We start from the raw sequence: 16,085 nt of genomic DNA on the forward strand, positions 1-16,085 counted from the left end.
ACCAGGACGCTCCGAGCATCCCCGGGGTGCGTACTCGTAGCCGATGCCGAACAGTGAGGGTGCGTACCCGGGCCGGCGCCGATCGGGTCTTCCGGGAGCCGGACGGCGTCGACGAATGCCTCGACAGGCCGCCGGGACGGGTCGAGCGTCCGACCTGCATCTCGTTCCGAACAGCCACACCTGATCAGGGGTGGCCGTGAACCGAGGCCGCCCCGTCGATCAGGACTCCGACCCGCTGCCGAGCTGCCGGCGGTAGCCGACCTCGGCCGACGTAGAGCGCGCCCGCCCATGGCTCAGGACGGCCCGGCAGGGCGCTCGCGAGCGACTGGGCCCGGCGAGAGGAGCGGCGGCAGATCTGCTGGAGCGCGGGCCCGGCGGAGTGCTCGCGTCTCCCCCCGAGGGGGCCGGATCGGCGCGGGGCGGAGCCCGACCACGCCCCTGTCCGGTGGCATCCCCGCCCAGGTCGGCGAACCGACGCGGTGGCCCGCCGGACCGCCTCCGTCCCGGGCCAGGCGTCTACTCCGAAAGCGTCGCCGCGAACTGCGCCAGCACCGCGAAGTCGCTCTCCCTGAGCCCGATGCGCGGATCGACGTGGTAAAGCAGGGCCTGGCCCGGGTGATGACCCGTGACGTACGCCTCGTCCGCCAGGCTCTGTTCGTCGTCCACCCAGGCGAACGGGCGGCCGGCGGCGTGGGCGACGATCGCCTCGGTCTTCCAGTGCACCCCGTCGGGCCGCAGCGCGAACAGGCCGGCGCCGAAGTCGACGTACGGGAGCTCGGGGAGGCCGATGACCGGTCCGATCCAGCGGTTCGCGGCATCCATCCACGTGCTCGCCCAGCACAGCTCATAGCCGAGACCGAGCAGCGCCTCGCCGTGGCCGGGGTGGAGCCAGACCCGCAGGGCGCGCCCCTGGAGGGCCACCCGGATCGTCGTGTAGCCCTCGGGGCGGCGCTCCGGCTGCGCGGCCCACGGGTTGAGGGGGCCGTCGACGTCGAGATACAGCAGCGGTCGGCTCACCTGGTCAACGTACGGCAGGGAGGGCGGAGGGGCGACGGTATTGTGCCCGGGCCGGCACCCCTCATGATCACTTGATGCCGGTCAGCTCGCGGTAGGCCGTCATCAGGTCGTCCAGCGCCGCCTCGTCCGCGGGACGCAGCGGGGGACGCACCGGGCCGGACGGCAGTCCGAGGCGGCCGAGCAGCCCCTTCGCCGTGACCGTACCGGGCAGACCCGATGCCATCATCAACTCGACCAGAGGAATGGCCCGTTGCTGAAGGCGGGCCGCATCCGCCGTGGCACCGGAGTCGAACGCGTCGAGAATCGCGCGGAACTGACGTGGCGCCACATTCGCGACCGTACTCACGTATCCGGCGCCGCCGACCGCGTACAGCGCGAGCACCTGCTCGTCACAGCCCGCGTAGTACGCGAGTTCCGTGCGCGCCAGCACCTTCTGGGTGCCGAGGAGGTCGTACGCGCAGTCCTTGACCGCCACGATCCGCGGATGCTCCGCGAGCCGGATCATCGTCCGGGGCTCGATACGGGTGCCGGTGCGGCCGGGGATGTCGTACAGCACGAGCGGCAGTCCGGATGCGTCGGCGATCTCCCGGAAGTGCGCCTCGACCGCGTCCTGCGGGGGCCGGCTGTAGTACGGCGTGACCACCAACAGCCCGTCCGCACCGGCCTTTTCGGCCGCCAGCGCCAGCTCCACGGTGTGCCGTGTGTCCGAGGTGCCGACGCCCGCCACGATCGACGCCCGTTCACCTACGGCTTCTCGCACCGCCCGTACCAGCGCGGCCTTCTCGGCATCCGTCGTGGTCGGCGACTCGCCCGTGGTGCCGGACAGCACCAGGCCGTCGCAGCCCTCGGTCACGAGCCGGTCGGCGAGCCGCTGCGCCCCGTCGAGGTCGAGGGCGCCGGCCGCGGTGAAGGGCGTGACCATCGCGCACAGAGCGCGGCCGAAGGGCGGGCGGGCGAGGGGAGGAGTCGTCATGGAAACAGTCTCGGCGCGACGATCGTGAAGCTCTACTGAATTCTTCTACACGGTATCGATTAGCGATGCTGTGATGTCTGGCTCGGCCTGCCCGGTCGCGCGTCCGCTGTCGCGTAGACGGCTCTGTCATCTCACCTCGCGGACTTCGGGGGTCCGGAACGCGAGGGCGGAGGCGCTCGGGGCGCTGTGAGGGGGCGTGAAGGGTCGGGCACTGGTGCCAAACCGGGATTCATGGGTCACCATGGCCGGGACGGTAACCAACAGCGGGAGGCGCCATGAAGCTGGGCAGGGCACTCGCCACCGGGGTCGCGGAGGAGCACCCGGAGCCGTACGAGGAAGAGGCCGGGCTCGAAGCGGTCGAGGCGCTGGAGGATTTGGAGACGTCCGTTGCCGAAGAGGTACCGGTAGCCCGATGAGACTGCGGCTCCCCGAGGAACGCCCGACGGAGCCGCCGACCGGATACAAGATCGCCCACCCGGTCCTGTCCCAGGACGGCACCCGGGCCGGGTTCACCGGTGTGTCGCTGGGCGGCGCCCTGACCTACGGGGTCCGCGACGAGGCACGGTGCGCCTATGGGCTGCGGCACCGGGCGCCGTACCGTCGCTGCGACTGCGGCTTCCACTGCGTGCACGAACGCGCGGAGGCCGAGGGGCTGCTGTGCACCGCCGAGCACCGGGAAGCGGTGCTGCTCGAGGTTTCCGTCCTCGGCGCCTACATCCGCTTCGAGCGCGGGTTCCGGTACGCGCGCCAGCGGGTGCGAAGCATGACGGTCGGACCGTGCGCGTGCGGGGCGACGGCCGTGGCGCTGGCCGACGCCGGCTGGGGCAGGCCGGGCTGGCGCGCGCTTCGGGCGACGTGCGCGGGGTGTCCGGGCGGCCGTACGTCGCTGGCGCTCGCGGTGTTCGAGCAGTTGGCGGGGGAGGGGCTGCGGGTGCGGGCCGGCCAGGGCGCCGCAGCCGTGTCCGCCGGCCTCGGCGTCCGCGACCTCGTCGCGGAGGCGGCCTTGCTGCAGGCCCGACTCGACTGGTTCCAGACCCAGTTGGCCCGGCTGGAGGGGTCGAAGGGTTAGCGGCACCACCGCAGCGTCGGCCGCGGCCGGGCGGCCGCGTCCCGGGCCGCGTGGCCCGGCGGCGTCGTGGTCGTCGACCTCGAGTTCCAGGGGCCGGGTGCGAATCGGCGGCGGGCCTGGGCCGACGCAGACACCGAGGCCCAGTGAGCCGGACCCGCGCCCAGGCCGCATCACCGCCATGTTCCCCTTCCCGTCCACTTCGGCACGGACCGCGCACCCCGGTCCACCGCGCCATGCCCTCCAGGAGCGCGCACACGGCCGCCCGGAGGCACACGCCACGACCGAGATCGAAGACCCTCGCCACGGGCCAGACCCTCAGCACGGGCCAGACCTTCAGCACGGGCCAGACCCTCCCAAGAGCCGCTACGACCACTCGCTCGGACCGCCGCCGCCCGGCTGAGCGCCCGAACGTCCCCGACCATCCCGCAACCCCGCTCACCGAAAACTCTGACCGTCTGGACAAAAAAAGTTTTCGGTGAGAGGCTGCAGTCATGTTGGACGTCACCGTGATCGAGGATGCCGAGGCCGCGGCCGTCTCGCTGGATCCGACGAGGGCCCGCCTGCTGGCGGAGCTGGCGGCCGGGCCGGCGTCGGCCGCCATGCTGGCCGGCAAGGTCGGGTTGCCCCGGCAGAAGGTGAACTACCACCTCAAGGCCCTGGAACGGCACGGGCTGGTCGAGCTCGCGGGCGAGCGCCGCAAGGGCAACGTCACCGAGCGCCTCATGCGGGCCACCGCCGCGTCGTACGTCATCAGCCCGCTCGCGCTGGCCTCCGTCCAGCCCGATCCGGACCGCTTCCGCGACCAGCTCTCCGCCCGGTGGCTGCTCGCCCTGGGGGCCCGCCTGGTGCGGGACGTGGGCTCGCTGATCACCGGAGCGGCGAAGGCCCGCAAACGGCTCGCGACGTACGCGCTCGACGGCGAGGTGCGGTTCGCCTCGGCCGCCGACCGTGCCGCGTTCATCCAGGAGCTGACGGCGGGCGTCAGCGCCCTGATCCGCAAGTACGACGCACCGGATGCCGAGGCGGGCCGTGACCACCGGATCGTCCTGGCCGTTCATCCCACGGTGGCACCGCAGCCCCCGCACCGCAGCCCGAACCCCCGCGGGCCGTCGAACCCGGCCCCGAGGAACCCGAGTCCCCGACCGTCGAACTCACCGACTGACCCGCCTACTTGACGCGCAGGAGCCCACCATGTCCAAGGAATTCGAGATCGCCCGCGAGTTCGAGGTCGACGCCACGCCCGAGCAGGTGTGGGAGTCCTTCACCACCGGCACCGGCGGCTGGCTGTGGCCGATGGACGCCCCCGAGCCGCGGGAGGGCGGCAAGGGACCCTTCGGATCCACGGTCACCGTCTGGGACCCGCCGCGCCGGTACACCAACCGGGTCGCGGACGTCGAGGGCATCGCGCAGCAGACCCTGAACCAGCTCGACTACACCATCGAGCCGCGCGAAGGCGGCCGGCGCTCCTGGGTGCGGTATGTGCACAGCGGCATCTTCGTCGAGGACTGGGACAACCAGTACGACGGCGCCAACAGGCACACCGACTTCTACCTGCACACCCTGCGCGAGTACCTGACCTACTTCGCGCCCCGCCCCGTCTCCTTCGCGACGCTGAACGGCCCCGAGGCGTCCACGGCGGCCGACGCCCTGACCGCCGTGGTCCGGGCGCTCGGGCTCGCGGAGAACACCGCCGAGGGAACCACCGTCGAGGTACAGGGGCCCGAGCGCCGGCTCTTCCACGCGGTGGTCGACTACCGCAACCCGTACTTCCTCGGACTGCGCACCGACGACGCGCTCATCCGCTTCTTCGGCCGCAACCACTGGGGCGCGCCGGTCGGCATCAGCGTCCACGACTTCGCGCCCGGCGCCGACGCCAAGGTGAACGAGGCCGCCTGGCAGGAGTGGCTGAACGCGGTGTACGCCTGAGGTCCCTGACAAGCGGCACGAGCCCGGCCCCCTGCGACGGGGGCCGGGCTCGTCCGTACGTGAGCCGGGATCCGCGTACCGGAACTACGGCCGGAACCGCAGCACCTGCGGGTCGTGGTCGCTGATCTGGTCGTGGAACTCCGAGTTGATGTGCACGCTGTCGTAGTCCAGGTCGCAGCCGCGCCGGATCGCCGGGCTGACCAGGATCTGGTCGAGAACCTGGCTGTTGCCCTGGTAGTCGTACGTGTACCGCTCGCTCCTCGGCAGCGACTTGATCGCCGACCACAGCGCGCCGCCACCCTCGAGGTTCTTGGTGGTGTCGGAGAACTGGAAGTCGTTCATGTCGCCGAGCGCGATGACGTCCGCGTTCTTCTGCGTGTCGAGGACGTCCTTGACGAAGGTGTTCACCTCGGTCGCCTGCAGGTGGCGCTGGACCTCCGAGCTGCGCGCCGGAGGCTGGTACTGCGCGGTCAGCCCCTGGTCGCCGCCCTTTGAGTTGAGGTGGTTGGCGATCACGAAGACCGTCTTCCCGCGGAAGACGAACTCGCCCACCAGCGGCTTGCGGCTGGTCTTCCAGGCGTCGCTCGCCGGGTCGATCCGGCCGGGAGAGACCGTCAGCTGCGCCGTGCCGTGCACCTTGGTGACGCCCACGGCGGTCGTGGAGTTGCCGCCGGCGCGGTCGGTGAAGGAGACCCGCTTCGGGTTGAAGAGGAAGACCTGGCGGATGTTTCCGCCGGGCTCGCCGCCGTCCTGGTCGTCGACCGGGTCGATCGAGCGCCAGTCGTAGTGCGGGCCGCCCGCCGCGACGATCGCGTCGATCAGCTTGCCGACCGTCCGGCTCGCGTCGACCGTGCCGTCGTCCGTGGCGCCGTTGTTGTCCTGGATCTCCTCCAGGGACACGATGTCCGGCGACTGCAGGTTGTGCACGATCGCGGAGGCGTGGGCCTCGAAGCTGCTGTCCGACGGGTCCAGGTTCTCCACGTTGTACGTGGCGACGGCCAGCTCGCCCCGGCCCTGCCTGCGTGTGGTCTCCCGCTGCAGACCGCCGCTCTTCAGCGTGCCCGTCCGGCCCGCCACGAGGGTGTAGCCGCCGAACTGGTTGTAGTCCAGCGGACCGCTGGTCGCACCGGTGAGCGTGTCGCCGACGTCGGCGGCGGGGAAGTCGGCGGTCGAGCCCAGCGACTGGATCTGCAGCCGGCCGGTGTTCTGGGAGTCGTAGGAGCCGTAGACCGCGCCGCCGCGGCGGTTGGCGTGCTCATGGGGCTTCACCGTGACCCACAGCTCGCTGTACGGGTCGGTGGCGGTGACCACACGGGCGTCGGCGACCTGGACGTTCATGCCTTCCAGGGACTCGTAGTAGTCCAGGGCGTACGTCGCCGGCTGCAGAGCGAGCCCGTTGACCGAACCGCTCGCGGCCGTGTCGCCCGCCGGGGTGTACTCGTCTGGCACGGACCTCGCGTCGACGACGACCGGCGCCGGGACTGCGTTGCCGCTGGAGAGCACCGCCACCGTCGGCTTGGTGATCTCGGTCAGCGACTGATTGCCGGTGGCGGCGCCGCCCGGGACGTACTCGGAGACGGTGCCCGTCACCGTGACCGAGTCGCCGACGGCGACCTTCGGGGTGGAGCTGGTGAAGACGAACACGCCCTCACTTGTCGCCGGGTTGTCGTCCGGGTTCGGGTCCTGGATCCAGAATCCCCTGGAGGAGCCGTACGTGCGCACGCCCGTGACGATTCCGGCCACGTCCGCGACCTGCCGGCCCGCGAGCGGCGATATCCGGGTGGTGCCCTGGATGTCGTGAATGCGCACAGTGTCCGCATGTGCCGGTGTGGTGAGGACCACACCGGAGACGGTCGAGCAGACGGCGGCGACGGTGAGCGCGGCGAGGCGCCTGGATGACTTGCTCGGCAACGGGATCCCTCCGGGGAGATATGGGGGTGCCGGGACGAAGGTGGAGCGGTTTACCGCGGGGCCGCGGCCGGCGGGACGGTGCGACGCGCGTAGAAGGCGGTGGCCCCGGATGAACCGCGAAGGACGCCGGCGAACCTCGGTGAACAACTGTCCGCCGACTTCTACGCGCGTCAATCTCCTTTGTTCTCAGGACAGTTGTCAAGGTTTCGGCCAGGTGCGGCTCCCGCAGGGACGTGAACCGGGCGGCATGGGGCGAAACCCGTCTAGGCTGAGCGTGTGTTTCGGGGTGCCCTCTCGGTCACCACGTACGGTTCAAGGAGATCCAGCCGATGTCAGACAGCTCCCTCTTGCCGCCGGTCCGGCTGGCCTCCGAAGCGGAGCTCGCGCGGGACGCGCTCGCCACTCCGCTGCTCTCCCGGGCCGCCCGCCTGGCCCGCTGGGCCGGTCCCGACACCCGTGTCGGCGCCGGGGGCGAACTCGTGGAGGAGCAGCTGCCCGCCGCTGCCGAGGCACTGGGGCTCGCCGGCGAGGACGCCGCCGCCGACGCGAGCGAGGCCTGGCGGGTCGCGGTCGACACCGGACTCGTCGAGATCGTCGACGAGGAGGAGGGAACGGTCGCCACGGGCGCCGACCTCGCACTGCTCACCGCCGGAAGCCCCGGCGACGTGCTCGGCGTCTGGCTCGGCGCACTGGAGGCCGTGCTCGCCGACGCGAGCGTGCCCGACCTCGACGACTTCGTGGATGCCGTGGACGAGGACGGCCGGATCGACTTCTCGTCCCTCGACTGGGACCCGGAAGCGGAGGCCGAGTTCCTCGACGGGGTGCTGGCCAACCTATATCTGCTCACGGTCAGCGAGGGCGGACCCGGCGACAGCCCGGTGCCGCTGCCCGCGCTCGCCGCGTCGATGATCGTGCCCGACGACATGGGCGAACCCACCAACGACGTGCTGGAACAGGTGTCGGACGCCATGATGCGGCTCGACGACCAGTTCCGGATCCTCCAGCCCATCGGACTCGTCGAGTTCCAGCCGGTCGACGAGGCGCTGATGGCCGACCCCGACGAGGAGCCCGCGGCGCCCGTCGACGAGACCGACGTCAGCCGGTACGGGATGGTGCGGCTGACCCCGCTCGGCCTCTACGGGATGCGCGCCCGGCTGCTGGAGGCCGGGCTGACCGCGCCGGCGGTGGGGGAGCTGGCGGACAAGGGCGCCGACGCCCTGCTCGACAGCACGTCCGCGTTTCCGCCGGCGGCCGCTCAGGCCGAGACGGAGCAGTGGCTGGCGCGCCGTGAATCGCTCGCGGCCGCAAGGGAGTTGCTGGCCGCGGCACGCGGTTCGGACGCCGGTGCGCCACTGCGCCGGCTGCGCTGTCAGCAGGCGCTGTCCCTGGTCGGTCCGGAGGCGGAACCGGCGCTGCGCGAGGTGCTGGACGACGCGGAACTGGGCGGCCTGGCGCGGGTCTGGCTCACCGAGCACGGCGCGGCGGACGTGCCCGCACCGACGGAGTCGCTGGTCTTCTGGCTGACCGTCGACACCGTCGCCGCGCAGTTGGCGGCCGAGGGCAACTCGGCGGAACTGCAGTCGCTGGTGGAGGGCCTGGCGGCGCAGCACAGCGGTTTCTTCGCCACGGCCTGGCGGGTCGACCACCCCGCCACCCCGGAGGTGCTGGAGGCGATGGGACGCCTGCACCCGGACAAGAAGGTGGCGAAGGAAGCCCGGAAGGCCGCGTTCAAGGCGCGGTCGCAGCAAGGGGGTTGAGCGGCACCCGTCCGCCGCGGTGAGGGGGAGGCCCCGCCGCCGCGGGCGATGGCGCCGCGCAGGACCCTCCGCACCGGGGGTGACGCATCCCGCGGCCCGGACGGGCCGCCGTAACGGCAGGGACCGCTGTGTCCCTGCCGTTTCTTGGTCTGCGCAAGGCCCCTCCGGGAGAAGGGCTTGGCGGATTCATGGAAGAGCGCTCTCCGGCGTCGGCTCCCGTTCAACCGATGTTCAGGCGCGGACGGGAGCGTGTGCGCGCAACGAGGTCCGCCAGCAGCCACTCCCCGACCGACTCACTCCCCTCAAAGCGTCTGGGGCCCTTCCGGGACGGCATGATCTTGGGAAAACTGGGTGTGCTGTCCGGCCGACGTCGGTTCTCCTTAGCGCGGGTGAGCCTGCCTCAAAGCGAGACGTGAGGGTCTCGGGCGCCGTGAACTGCCGCTTCGAGCGCGATCTTCAGACTCCGTGATGTGAGCCCCTCCCGGACGGTCTTGGTGGTCACTGCGAGGGGAGGCTTGGTGGAACGGATCGTAAAGCGGCCCGCGGGCTTGGACGTGCACAAGGACGTGGTCGTCGCCGAGGTGCACCTCCCCGGAGGGGCCGTCGAACAGGGAAGCTTCGCCACGACCACCCCCGGCCTGCTGGTACTGCGGGACTGGCTGGTCGGTCACGGTGTCACCCGCGTCGGGATCGAATCGACCGGGGTGTACTGGAAGTGCGTGTACTACATGCTCGAGGACGACATGGAGGTCTGGCTGCTCAACGCCCGGCACATGCGCAACATCCCGGGCCGCAAGACCGACGTCGCCGATGCCTCGTGGATCTGCCAGCTGATCGAGTTCGGGCTGGTCCGTCCCTCGTTCGTGCCGCCGAAGCCGGTCCGTGAGCTGAGGAACCTCACCCGCTACCGCAAGGCGCAGATCGAGGAACGCACCCGGGAGACCCAGCGCCTGGACAAGATCCTGCAGGACGCCGGCGTGAAGCTGTCGAGTGTGGCCTCCGACGTGCTGGGCAAGTCCGGTCGGGCGATGCTCCAGGCCCTGGTCGACGGCACCACCGACCCCGAGGTCCTGGCGGACCTGGCGATCGGCCGGCTGCGGGCCAAGCTCCCCGCCCTGCGGGAAGCACTCACCTCGCGGTTCTCCGGACACCACGCGCTGCTCGTCGCGGCCGTCCTGTCCAAGCTGGACTTCCTCGACGAACTCATCGGCCGTCTCAGCGCCGAGATCGAAGAGGCGGTGGCCCCTTTCGCCCGACAGGTTGAGCTCCTGGACACCGTCCCGGGCATCGACCTGCGGACGGCCCAGGGCCTGCTGGCGGAGTTCGGTGCGGACATGAGCGTCTTCGGTACCGCGTCGCGCTTCGCATCCTGGGCCGCGGTCTGCCCTGACAACCACGAGTCCGCCGGACGCAAGCGCTCGGGAAGATCCCGCAAGGGCCCCAAGTGGCTCGCGATCTACCTGCATGACGCCGCGATGGGCGCCATCCGCACCAAGAACACCTACCTCGCCGCCCAGTACTCCCGCTTACGGCCACGGCTCGGACACGCCAAGGCCCTGGTGGCGATCGAACACAGCATCCTCGTCTCGATCTTCCACATGCTCACCCGCGACCAGGCCTACCACGACCTCGGCGGCGACTACTTCCTGCGCCGCAACGACCCCGCCCGACAGGCCCGCCGCCTCATCGGCCAACTCGAAGCCCTCGGCTACCACGTCCAGGCCGAACCCGCCCCAGCCACACCATGACCGGGTCGAGGACCTGCTGAACGCCGTTTTCTCTTCAGGAGACAGCATGTCGCTCACCCGCAGGGACTTCGCCAGACGATCCGCGCTCACCGGTGCCGGCGTCGCCCTGGCCGGCACCGTCGGCGCTCTCGCCACCGCCCCGGGCGCCCTCGCGTCCACCGACACCGAGACCGCGGACGGCCATGACGCGGACCGGCACGTCGGCGTCGGTTACGGACCGCTGATCCCCGACCCCAAGGGCCTGCTCGCGCTGCCCGCCGGGTTCTCGTACCGCGTCATCACCTACAGCGGGAAGACCAAGCTGGAGTCGGGCGAGTTCACCCCCTCCAACCACGACGGCACCTCCACCTTCGACGGCCCGCGCGGCGCCACCCTGCTCGTCAACAACCACGAGCTCAAGGGTCCCCGGGCCGACTGGCAGTACCCGGTGCCGCTCACCGAGGGCCTCGTCTACGACCCGGCCGCGTCCGGCGGCTGCACCGTCGTCGAGGTGCGCCACGACAAGGTCGCCGAATGGGTCGGCATCGCCGGCACGTCGACCAACTGCGCGGGCGGCAACACTCCCTGGGGGACCTGGCTCACCTGCGAGGAGACCGAGGACAAGGCCGGCCAGAGCGGCATGACCAAGGACCACGGCTATGTCTTCGAGGTCGACCCCGAGGACCGCCGGGCCAACCGGGACCCCAAGCCCGTCAAGGCGCTGGGCCGCTACGCCCACGAGGCCGTCGTCGTCGACCCCAAGCGCGGTCACCTCTACCTGACCGAGGACGCCTCCGGCCCCAACGGCCTGCTGTACCGCTGGACCCCGCCGGAGGGCTTCTGCCACGGCCGGGGCAAGCTGCGCACCCTGGCGGACGACGCGGGCCGTCTCCAGGCCTTCAAGTGCTTCGACTCCGGCGGCCGGTACGTGGACGACCTCTCCCGCGCCACGAAGATCGGCACGGTGTACGGCGTCGACTGGGTGGACGTCCCGGACCGCGACGCGAAGTCGGTGTCGGTGCGCAAGCAGTTCGCCGCCGGCCAGGTCACCCGCGCCCGCAAGCTGGAGGGCATGTGGTGGGGCGACGGTGGCACCTACATCGTCTCCTCCTACGCCCGCGAGGAAAGCCCGGTCCAGCACGACGGCCAGGTCTGGTTCTACGACCCGAAGCGCCAGACGCTGACGCTGAAGGTCCTGCTCGGCGTGAACCCCGACCCGTCGAAGGACGGCAACTTCGACGGCCCCGACAACATCACCGTCTCGCCGTACGGCGGCCTGGTCATCGCCGAGGACGGCGAGGGCGTCCAGCACCTCTTCGGCGCCACCGACAGCGGCCGGACGTACCCGATCGCGCGCAACGAACTGAACATCGGCACCGAAGCGGAGCCGGAGTACAGCGAGTTCACCGGCGTCACCTTCTCGCCCGACGGGAAGACCCTGTTCGCCAACATCCAGGATCCCGGCATCATGCTCGCCATCACCGGGCCCTGGAAGCGTCAGCGGCGCTAGAACCGAGGATCACGCGTACGGGCGAGTCGGTCCGCATAGGCCATCGCCGTGTCTGCGGGGCCCCGGCCGAGGGGCCCCGCAGGTGTCGTACGGCTGCCTACAGCGACTGGGCCGCCGGCTTCACCATGTTCCGCACGGTGCGGGCCTTGACGAACTCGCCCATGGCCGTCATCTCCCACTCACCGGAGAACTGCCGGATGAGCTTGGCCATCATGACGCCCGTCTGCGGCTCGGCGTTCGTGAGGTCGAAGCGGACCAGCTCCTGGTCGGTCGCGGCGTCCACCAGGCGGCAGTAGGCCTTGGCGACCTCCGAGAACTTCTGCCCGGAGAAGGAGTTCACGGTGAAGACCAGGCCGGTGACCTCCTGGGGAATGCGGCCGAGGTCGACCACGATGACCTCGTCGTCGCCTCCGCCCTCACCGGTGAGGTTGTCGCCGGAGTGCTTGATCGCTCCGTTGAGAATGGTCAGCTTGCCGAAGTAGCAGCTGTCGATGTGGTTGCGCTGCGGGCCGTACGCGATGACCGACGCGTCCAGGTCGATGTCCTTGCCCCGGAAGGCGGGCTCCCAGCCCAGGCCCATCTTGACCTGGGAGAGCAGCGGGCGGCCGCCCTTGACGAGGGAGACGGTCTGGTTCTTCTGGAGGCTGACGCGGCCCTTGTCGAGGTTGATCTTCCCTGCGCCGGGGGCCGGCGCGGGCGGGGCCAGGGGAGCGGCGGGCGCCGGGGGAGCGGCCAGGGTCGGCGCCGGCGGGGCGGCGGGCGGCTGCATCGCGGGCATGGGCGGGGCGGCGGGCTGGGCAGGCGCGGCCGGCTCCTCCACCGTGACGCCGAAGTCGGTGGCGATGCCCGCCAGACCGTCGGCGTACCCCTGGCCGACGGCGCGAGCCTTCCAGGCGCCGCCCCGGAGATAGACCTCCACGACGACCAGGGCCGTCTCCGCGCCGAGCTGCGGCGGGGTGAACGTGCCCAGCACGGAGTTGTCGTCCGCGTTGCGGATGGTGGCCGTCGGCTCGATGCCCTGGAAGGTCTGACCCGCGGCGTCGGGGCTCGCCGTGACGACGATCTTCTCGATGCCCGGGGGCACCGAGGCGGTGTCGACCGTGATCGAGTCGGGGCTGGTGCCGCCGCCGGAGCGGTACATGACGCCCGGGCCCGAAGGCTGGTTGTAGAAGATGAAGTCGTCGTCGGAGCGCACCTTGCCGTCGGCGGTGAGCAGCAGGGCCGACACGTCGAGCCGCACCGGGGCGGCGACGTCGACCGTCACACGGGTGGCTCCGAGCGGGATGTTCGAGCCGGGGGTCATAGCTGTCATGACGGGTGAACGAACGAGACCGCTTTACCGTTCCCTTACCCATGGGGCCAAATGGGTGACGACCAGGCCCCCGGCCCGGACCGCTAAGGCACCACGACGATCTTGCGCCCCACGCCCGCCGCGAACTGCTCCAGCGCCTGCGGGTAGCGCTCCAGCGGAATCCGGTCGCTGATGAGCACCTCCGGATCGAGCACACCGCCCGCGAACAGCTCCGCCGCCCGCTCGAAGCTGTGCAGCACCGCCATGGAACCGGTGATCGTGATCTCCTGGTTGTAGATCCGGTACGGGTCGATCTCGACCCGCGTGGCGTAGTCCGCCACCCCGAACTGCAGGAAGGTGCCGGCCTTCGCCACCCGCCCCAGGCCGTCCTGGATCGCCGCCGCGTTGCCCGTGGCGTCCACGACCAGGTCCCAGCCCTGCGGACGGTCCAGTTCGTCCGGGCTCGCCGCGGACCCCGTCACGCCGAGCCCTCGTGCGGTCTCCAGACGGGTCGGGTTCACGTCCACCACGTCCACGCTCGCCGCGCCCGTCCGCTTGGCCAGCTCCAGCATCATCAGGCCCATCGTGCCGGAGCCGTAGATCAGGACGTGGGCGCCGAGGCGGGACTGCAGGACGTCGTAGCCGCGCACCGCGCATGACAGCGGCTCGATCAGCGCCGCGTCCTCGGTGCGCACATGCTCGGGGAGCTTCACGCAGTTGGCGACGGGCGCCACCGCGTACTGCGCCGCCCCGCCGGCCTTCGTCACCCCGATGGCCGCCCACCGCTCACAGAGATTGTTGTGGCCCGTACGGCAGTACCGGCACTCGAAGCAGTACAGGGACGGGTCCACGGCCACCCGGTCGCCGACCGACACCTCGGTGACCTGGGTGCCCACCCCGACCACCTCGCCCGCGAACTCGTGACCGGGCACGATCGGTAGCTTGGGGGCGAACTCGCCCTGGAGGATGTGCAGATCCGTACCGCACAGGCCGCAGGCCGCGACCTCGACGACGACCTCGCGGGGCCCTGGCGTCGGGTCCGGGACCTCGGAGACGACGGCGCGGCCCACGGACTCGATGACGGCGGCCTTCATTTCACGGCTCCCAACGACAGGCCCTGGACCAACTTGTCCTGGGCGGCGAACCCCGCGGCGAGCACCGGCAGGGAGATGACGAGCGACGCGGCGCACACCTTCGCCAGGAACAGGCCCTGGCTGGTGATGAAGCCGGTCAGGAAGACGGGGGCGGTCTCGGCGACCACACCCGTGAGCACCCGGGCGAAAAGCAGCTCGTTCCAGCTGAAGATGAAGCAGATCAGGGCCGTTGCAGCGATGCCGGGCAGGGCGATGGGGGCCACCACGCGCCGGAGGATGGTCGGCAGCCGGGCGCCGTCGATCTGCGCCGCCTCGATGATCGCGACCGGCACCTCGGAGAGGAAGGACTGCATCATCCACACGGCGATCGGCAGATTCATCGCGGTGTAGATGATCACCAGTGCCCAGACGTTGTCGAGCAGGCCGGCGTTCTTGGCGAACAGGTACACGGGCAGCAGACCGGCCACGGCCGGCAGCATCTTGGTGGACAGGAAGAAGAACAGGACGTCGGTCCACTTCTTCACCGGACGGATCGACAGGGCGTAGGCCGCCGGGAGCGCCAGCAGCAGTACGCACACGGTGGAGGCCACCGAGGCGGTGGTCGAGTTGATCAGCGAGGGCCAGGGGCTCGCGCCCCCGTCCAGGCCGAAGAACTCCCGGTAGCTCTGGAAGGTGAGGGACGCGGCCACCGAGGGCGGATTGGTGGCCGCGTCCGCCTCGGAGTGGAAGGAGGTCAGGGCCATCCAGAGGATGGGCAGGGCGAACAGGACACCCGCCAGCCAGGCGACCAGGCCCAGCGCGGCCCCCTTGGTGGAACGCCTGCGCCGGGTGCGCGGCTGCGCCGGGGCGCCGGTCACTGCGGTGGTCATGCGCGGGACACCTCCTCCCGGAAGAGCGACGACACGACGCGCAGCGCGAAGGTCGCGATGATGATCGAGCCGATGACCACGAGCACACCGGCCGCCGAGGCCAGGCCGTTCTCGTGCGCCTGGTAGAAGGTCTGGTAGACGGTGTACGGCAGGTTCGCCGTACCGAGGCCGCCGGCGGTGATCGTGTACACCGCGTCGAAGTTCTGCACGATGTAGATCGAGCCGAGCAGCACGCCCAGCTCCAGATAGCGGCGCAGGTGCGGCAGGGTGATGTGGACGAACACCTGCCAGTCGCTCGCGCCGTCCATCCGTGCCGCCTCCACCAGTTCGGGGTCACGGCTCTGCAGCCCGGCGAGCAGGATCAGCATCATGAACGGCGTCCACTGCCAGATCAGCGACGCCTCGACCGCCGACAGCGGCATGTCCGAGATCCAGTCCGGCTGTGGCGCGCTGTCGCCGCCGATCCAGTGCAGCAGGCCGTTGAACAGGCCGTACTCGGGGTTGTAGAGGACGTGCTTCCACAGCAGGGCGGCCGCGATGGGGACCACCAGGAACGGCGCGATCAGCATGGTGCGCACCGCTCCCCGGCCCGGGAACCTGCGGTCGAGCAGCAGGGCGAGCAGCAGGCCGATCACCAGGCTGATCAGCACCACGGTGACGGTGAGCAGCACGGTCGTCCACACCGATTTGCGCAGCTCCGGAGTGGTGAGGACATCGGAGTAGTTGCCCAGCCCGGCGAAGTGACGGTCCTTCGGATACAGGGCGTTCCAGTCGAAGAACGAGATCACCAGGGTCGCCACGAACGGCAGCTGGGTCACGAGGATCATGAAGATCAGTGCGGGCAGCAGCGGGGCGCGTGTGGCCCAGGCCCGCAGTCGGTTCGACGGCCGGGCCGTCCGCGGCTGAGCCGCGGCGACCCGGGCGGTGGTGGTGGCGGTCAT

At 70.8% G+C, this 16,085-nt stretch carries 14 protein-coding genes; 7 read left to right on the forward strand and 7 right to left on the reverse strand.

Annotated elements, in window-relative coordinates; genetic code table 11:
- Nucleotides 1-516: 516 nt before the first annotated feature.
- Together ACQEXA_RS41080 and dapA are read right to left on the reverse strand one after the other, a co-directional pair.
- On the reverse strand, nt 517-1,017 hold the full coding sequence (locus ACQEXA_RS41080) for a hypothetical protein (RefSeq protein ID WP_432926330.1): 501 nt from the start codon (nt 1,015-1,017) through the stop codon (nt 517-519).
- Between the two features lie 67 nt (nt 1,018-1,084).
- Nucleotides 1,085-1,990, reverse strand: coding sequence for a 4-hydroxy-tetrahydrodipicolinate synthase (dapA, locus tag ACQEXA_RS41085; RefSeq protein WP_433132606.1), 906 nt, complete (start codon nt 1,988-1,990; stop codon nt 1,085-1,087).
- A 275-nt stretch (nt 1,991-2,265) separates the two neighbouring features.
- On the opposite strand from dapA, the gene ACQEXA_RS41090 reads away from it, so the two are divergent.
- The 4 genes from ACQEXA_RS41090 to ACQEXA_RS41105 all read left to right on the forward strand — a co-directional run bounded on the left by ACQEXA_RS41090 (nt 2,266) and on the right by ACQEXA_RS41105 (nt 4,985).
- Entirely contained in the window at nt 2,266-2,406 is a 141-nt protein-coding gene (locus ACQEXA_RS41090; RefSeq protein ID WP_433132608.1) for a hypothetical protein, read from the forward strand.
- Nucleotides 2,403-3,059 (forward strand): hypothetical protein, encoded by a 657-nt coding sequence (locus tag ACQEXA_RS41095; RefSeq protein WP_432926325.1) that lies wholly within the window; start codon nt 2,403-2,405, stop codon nt 3,057-3,059. Before ACQEXA_RS41090 ends, ACQEXA_RS41095 begins: the two co-directional genes overlap by 4 nt.
- Before the next feature lie 491 nt (nt 3,060-3,550).
- Nucleotides 3,551-4,234 carry an ArsR/SmtB family transcription factor gene (locus ACQEXA_RS41100; RefSeq protein WP_432926324.1) on the forward strand — a complete coding sequence of 228 codons (684 nt, stop codon included), beginning with the start codon at nt 3,551-3,553 and terminating at the stop codon, nt 4,232-4,234.
- Between the two features lie 16 nt (nt 4,235-4,250).
- Nucleotides 4,251-4,985, forward strand: coding sequence for an SRPBCC family protein (locus ACQEXA_RS41105; protein WP_432926322.1), 735 nt, complete (start codon nt 4,251-4,253; stop codon nt 4,983-4,985).
- Between the two features lie 84 nt (nt 4,986-5,069).
- Here the strand turns inward: ACQEXA_RS41105 and ACQEXA_RS41110 are convergent, their stop codons facing one another.
- On the reverse strand, nt 5,070-6,896 hold the full coding sequence (locus ACQEXA_RS41110; protein ID WP_433132610.1) for an endonuclease/exonuclease/phosphatase family protein: 1,827 nt from the start codon (nt 6,894-6,896) through the stop codon (nt 5,070-5,072).
- A gap of 329 nt (nt 6,897-7,225) precedes the next feature.
- Between ACQEXA_RS41110 and ACQEXA_RS41115 the strand changes: the two genes are divergently transcribed.
- From ACQEXA_RS41115 to ACQEXA_RS41125, 3 genes are all read left to right on the forward strand, one after another.
- Nucleotides 7,226-8,653, forward strand: a complete 1,428-nt coding sequence (locus ACQEXA_RS41115) for a hypothetical protein (protein WP_433132612.1) — start codon at nt 7,226-7,228, stop codon at nt 8,651-8,653.
- 518 nt (nt 8,654-9,171) lie between these two features.
- Nucleotides 9,172-10,401, forward strand: coding sequence for an IS110 family transposase (locus ACQEXA_RS41120; protein ID WP_433132614.1), 1,230 nt, complete (start codon nt 9,172-9,174; stop codon nt 10,399-10,401).
- A gap of 46 nt (nt 10,402-10,447) precedes the next feature.
- On the forward strand, nt 10,448-11,890 hold the full coding sequence (locus ACQEXA_RS41125) for an alkaline phosphatase PhoX (protein ID WP_433132616.1): 1,443 nt from the start codon (nt 10,448-10,450) through the stop codon (nt 11,888-11,890).
- A 97-nt stretch (nt 11,891-11,987) separates the two neighbouring features.
- Here the strand turns inward: ACQEXA_RS41125 and ACQEXA_RS41130 are convergent, their stop codons facing one another.
- The 4 genes from ACQEXA_RS41130 to ACQEXA_RS41145 all read right to left on the reverse strand — a co-directional run bounded on the left by ACQEXA_RS41130 (nt 11,988) and on the right by ACQEXA_RS41145 (nt 16,085).
- A complete protein-coding gene (locus ACQEXA_RS41130; protein WP_432939056.1) occupies nt 11,988-13,193 on the reverse strand; it encodes a TerD family protein in 1,206 nt (401 codons plus the stop codon).
- A 92-nt stretch (nt 13,194-13,285) separates the two neighbouring features.
- Nucleotides 13,286-14,275, reverse strand: coding sequence for a zinc-dependent alcohol dehydrogenase family protein (locus ACQEXA_RS41135; RefSeq protein ID WP_432926312.1), 990 nt, complete (start codon nt 14,273-14,275; stop codon nt 13,286-13,288).
- The gene (locus ACQEXA_RS41140; RefSeq protein ID WP_432926310.1) at nt 14,272-15,144 is read right to left on the reverse strand and encodes a carbohydrate ABC transporter permease; all 873 of its coding nucleotides are present in this window, start codon (nt 15,142-15,144) and stop codon (nt 14,272-14,274) included. The genes ACQEXA_RS41135 and ACQEXA_RS41140 overlap by 4 nt, the downstream gene beginning before the upstream one ends.
- Complete coding sequence (locus tag ACQEXA_RS41145) at nt 15,141-16,085, reverse strand: carbohydrate ABC transporter permease (RefSeq protein WP_432939053.1); 945 nt, start codon at nt 16,083-16,085, stop codon at nt 15,141-15,143. Before ACQEXA_RS41145 ends, ACQEXA_RS41140 begins: the two co-directional genes overlap by 4 nt.

This window comes from Streptomyces sp. CA-106110 (assembly GCF_050936285.1).
GTDB lineage: Bacteria > Actinomycetota > Actinomycetes > Streptomycetales > Streptomycetaceae > Streptomyces.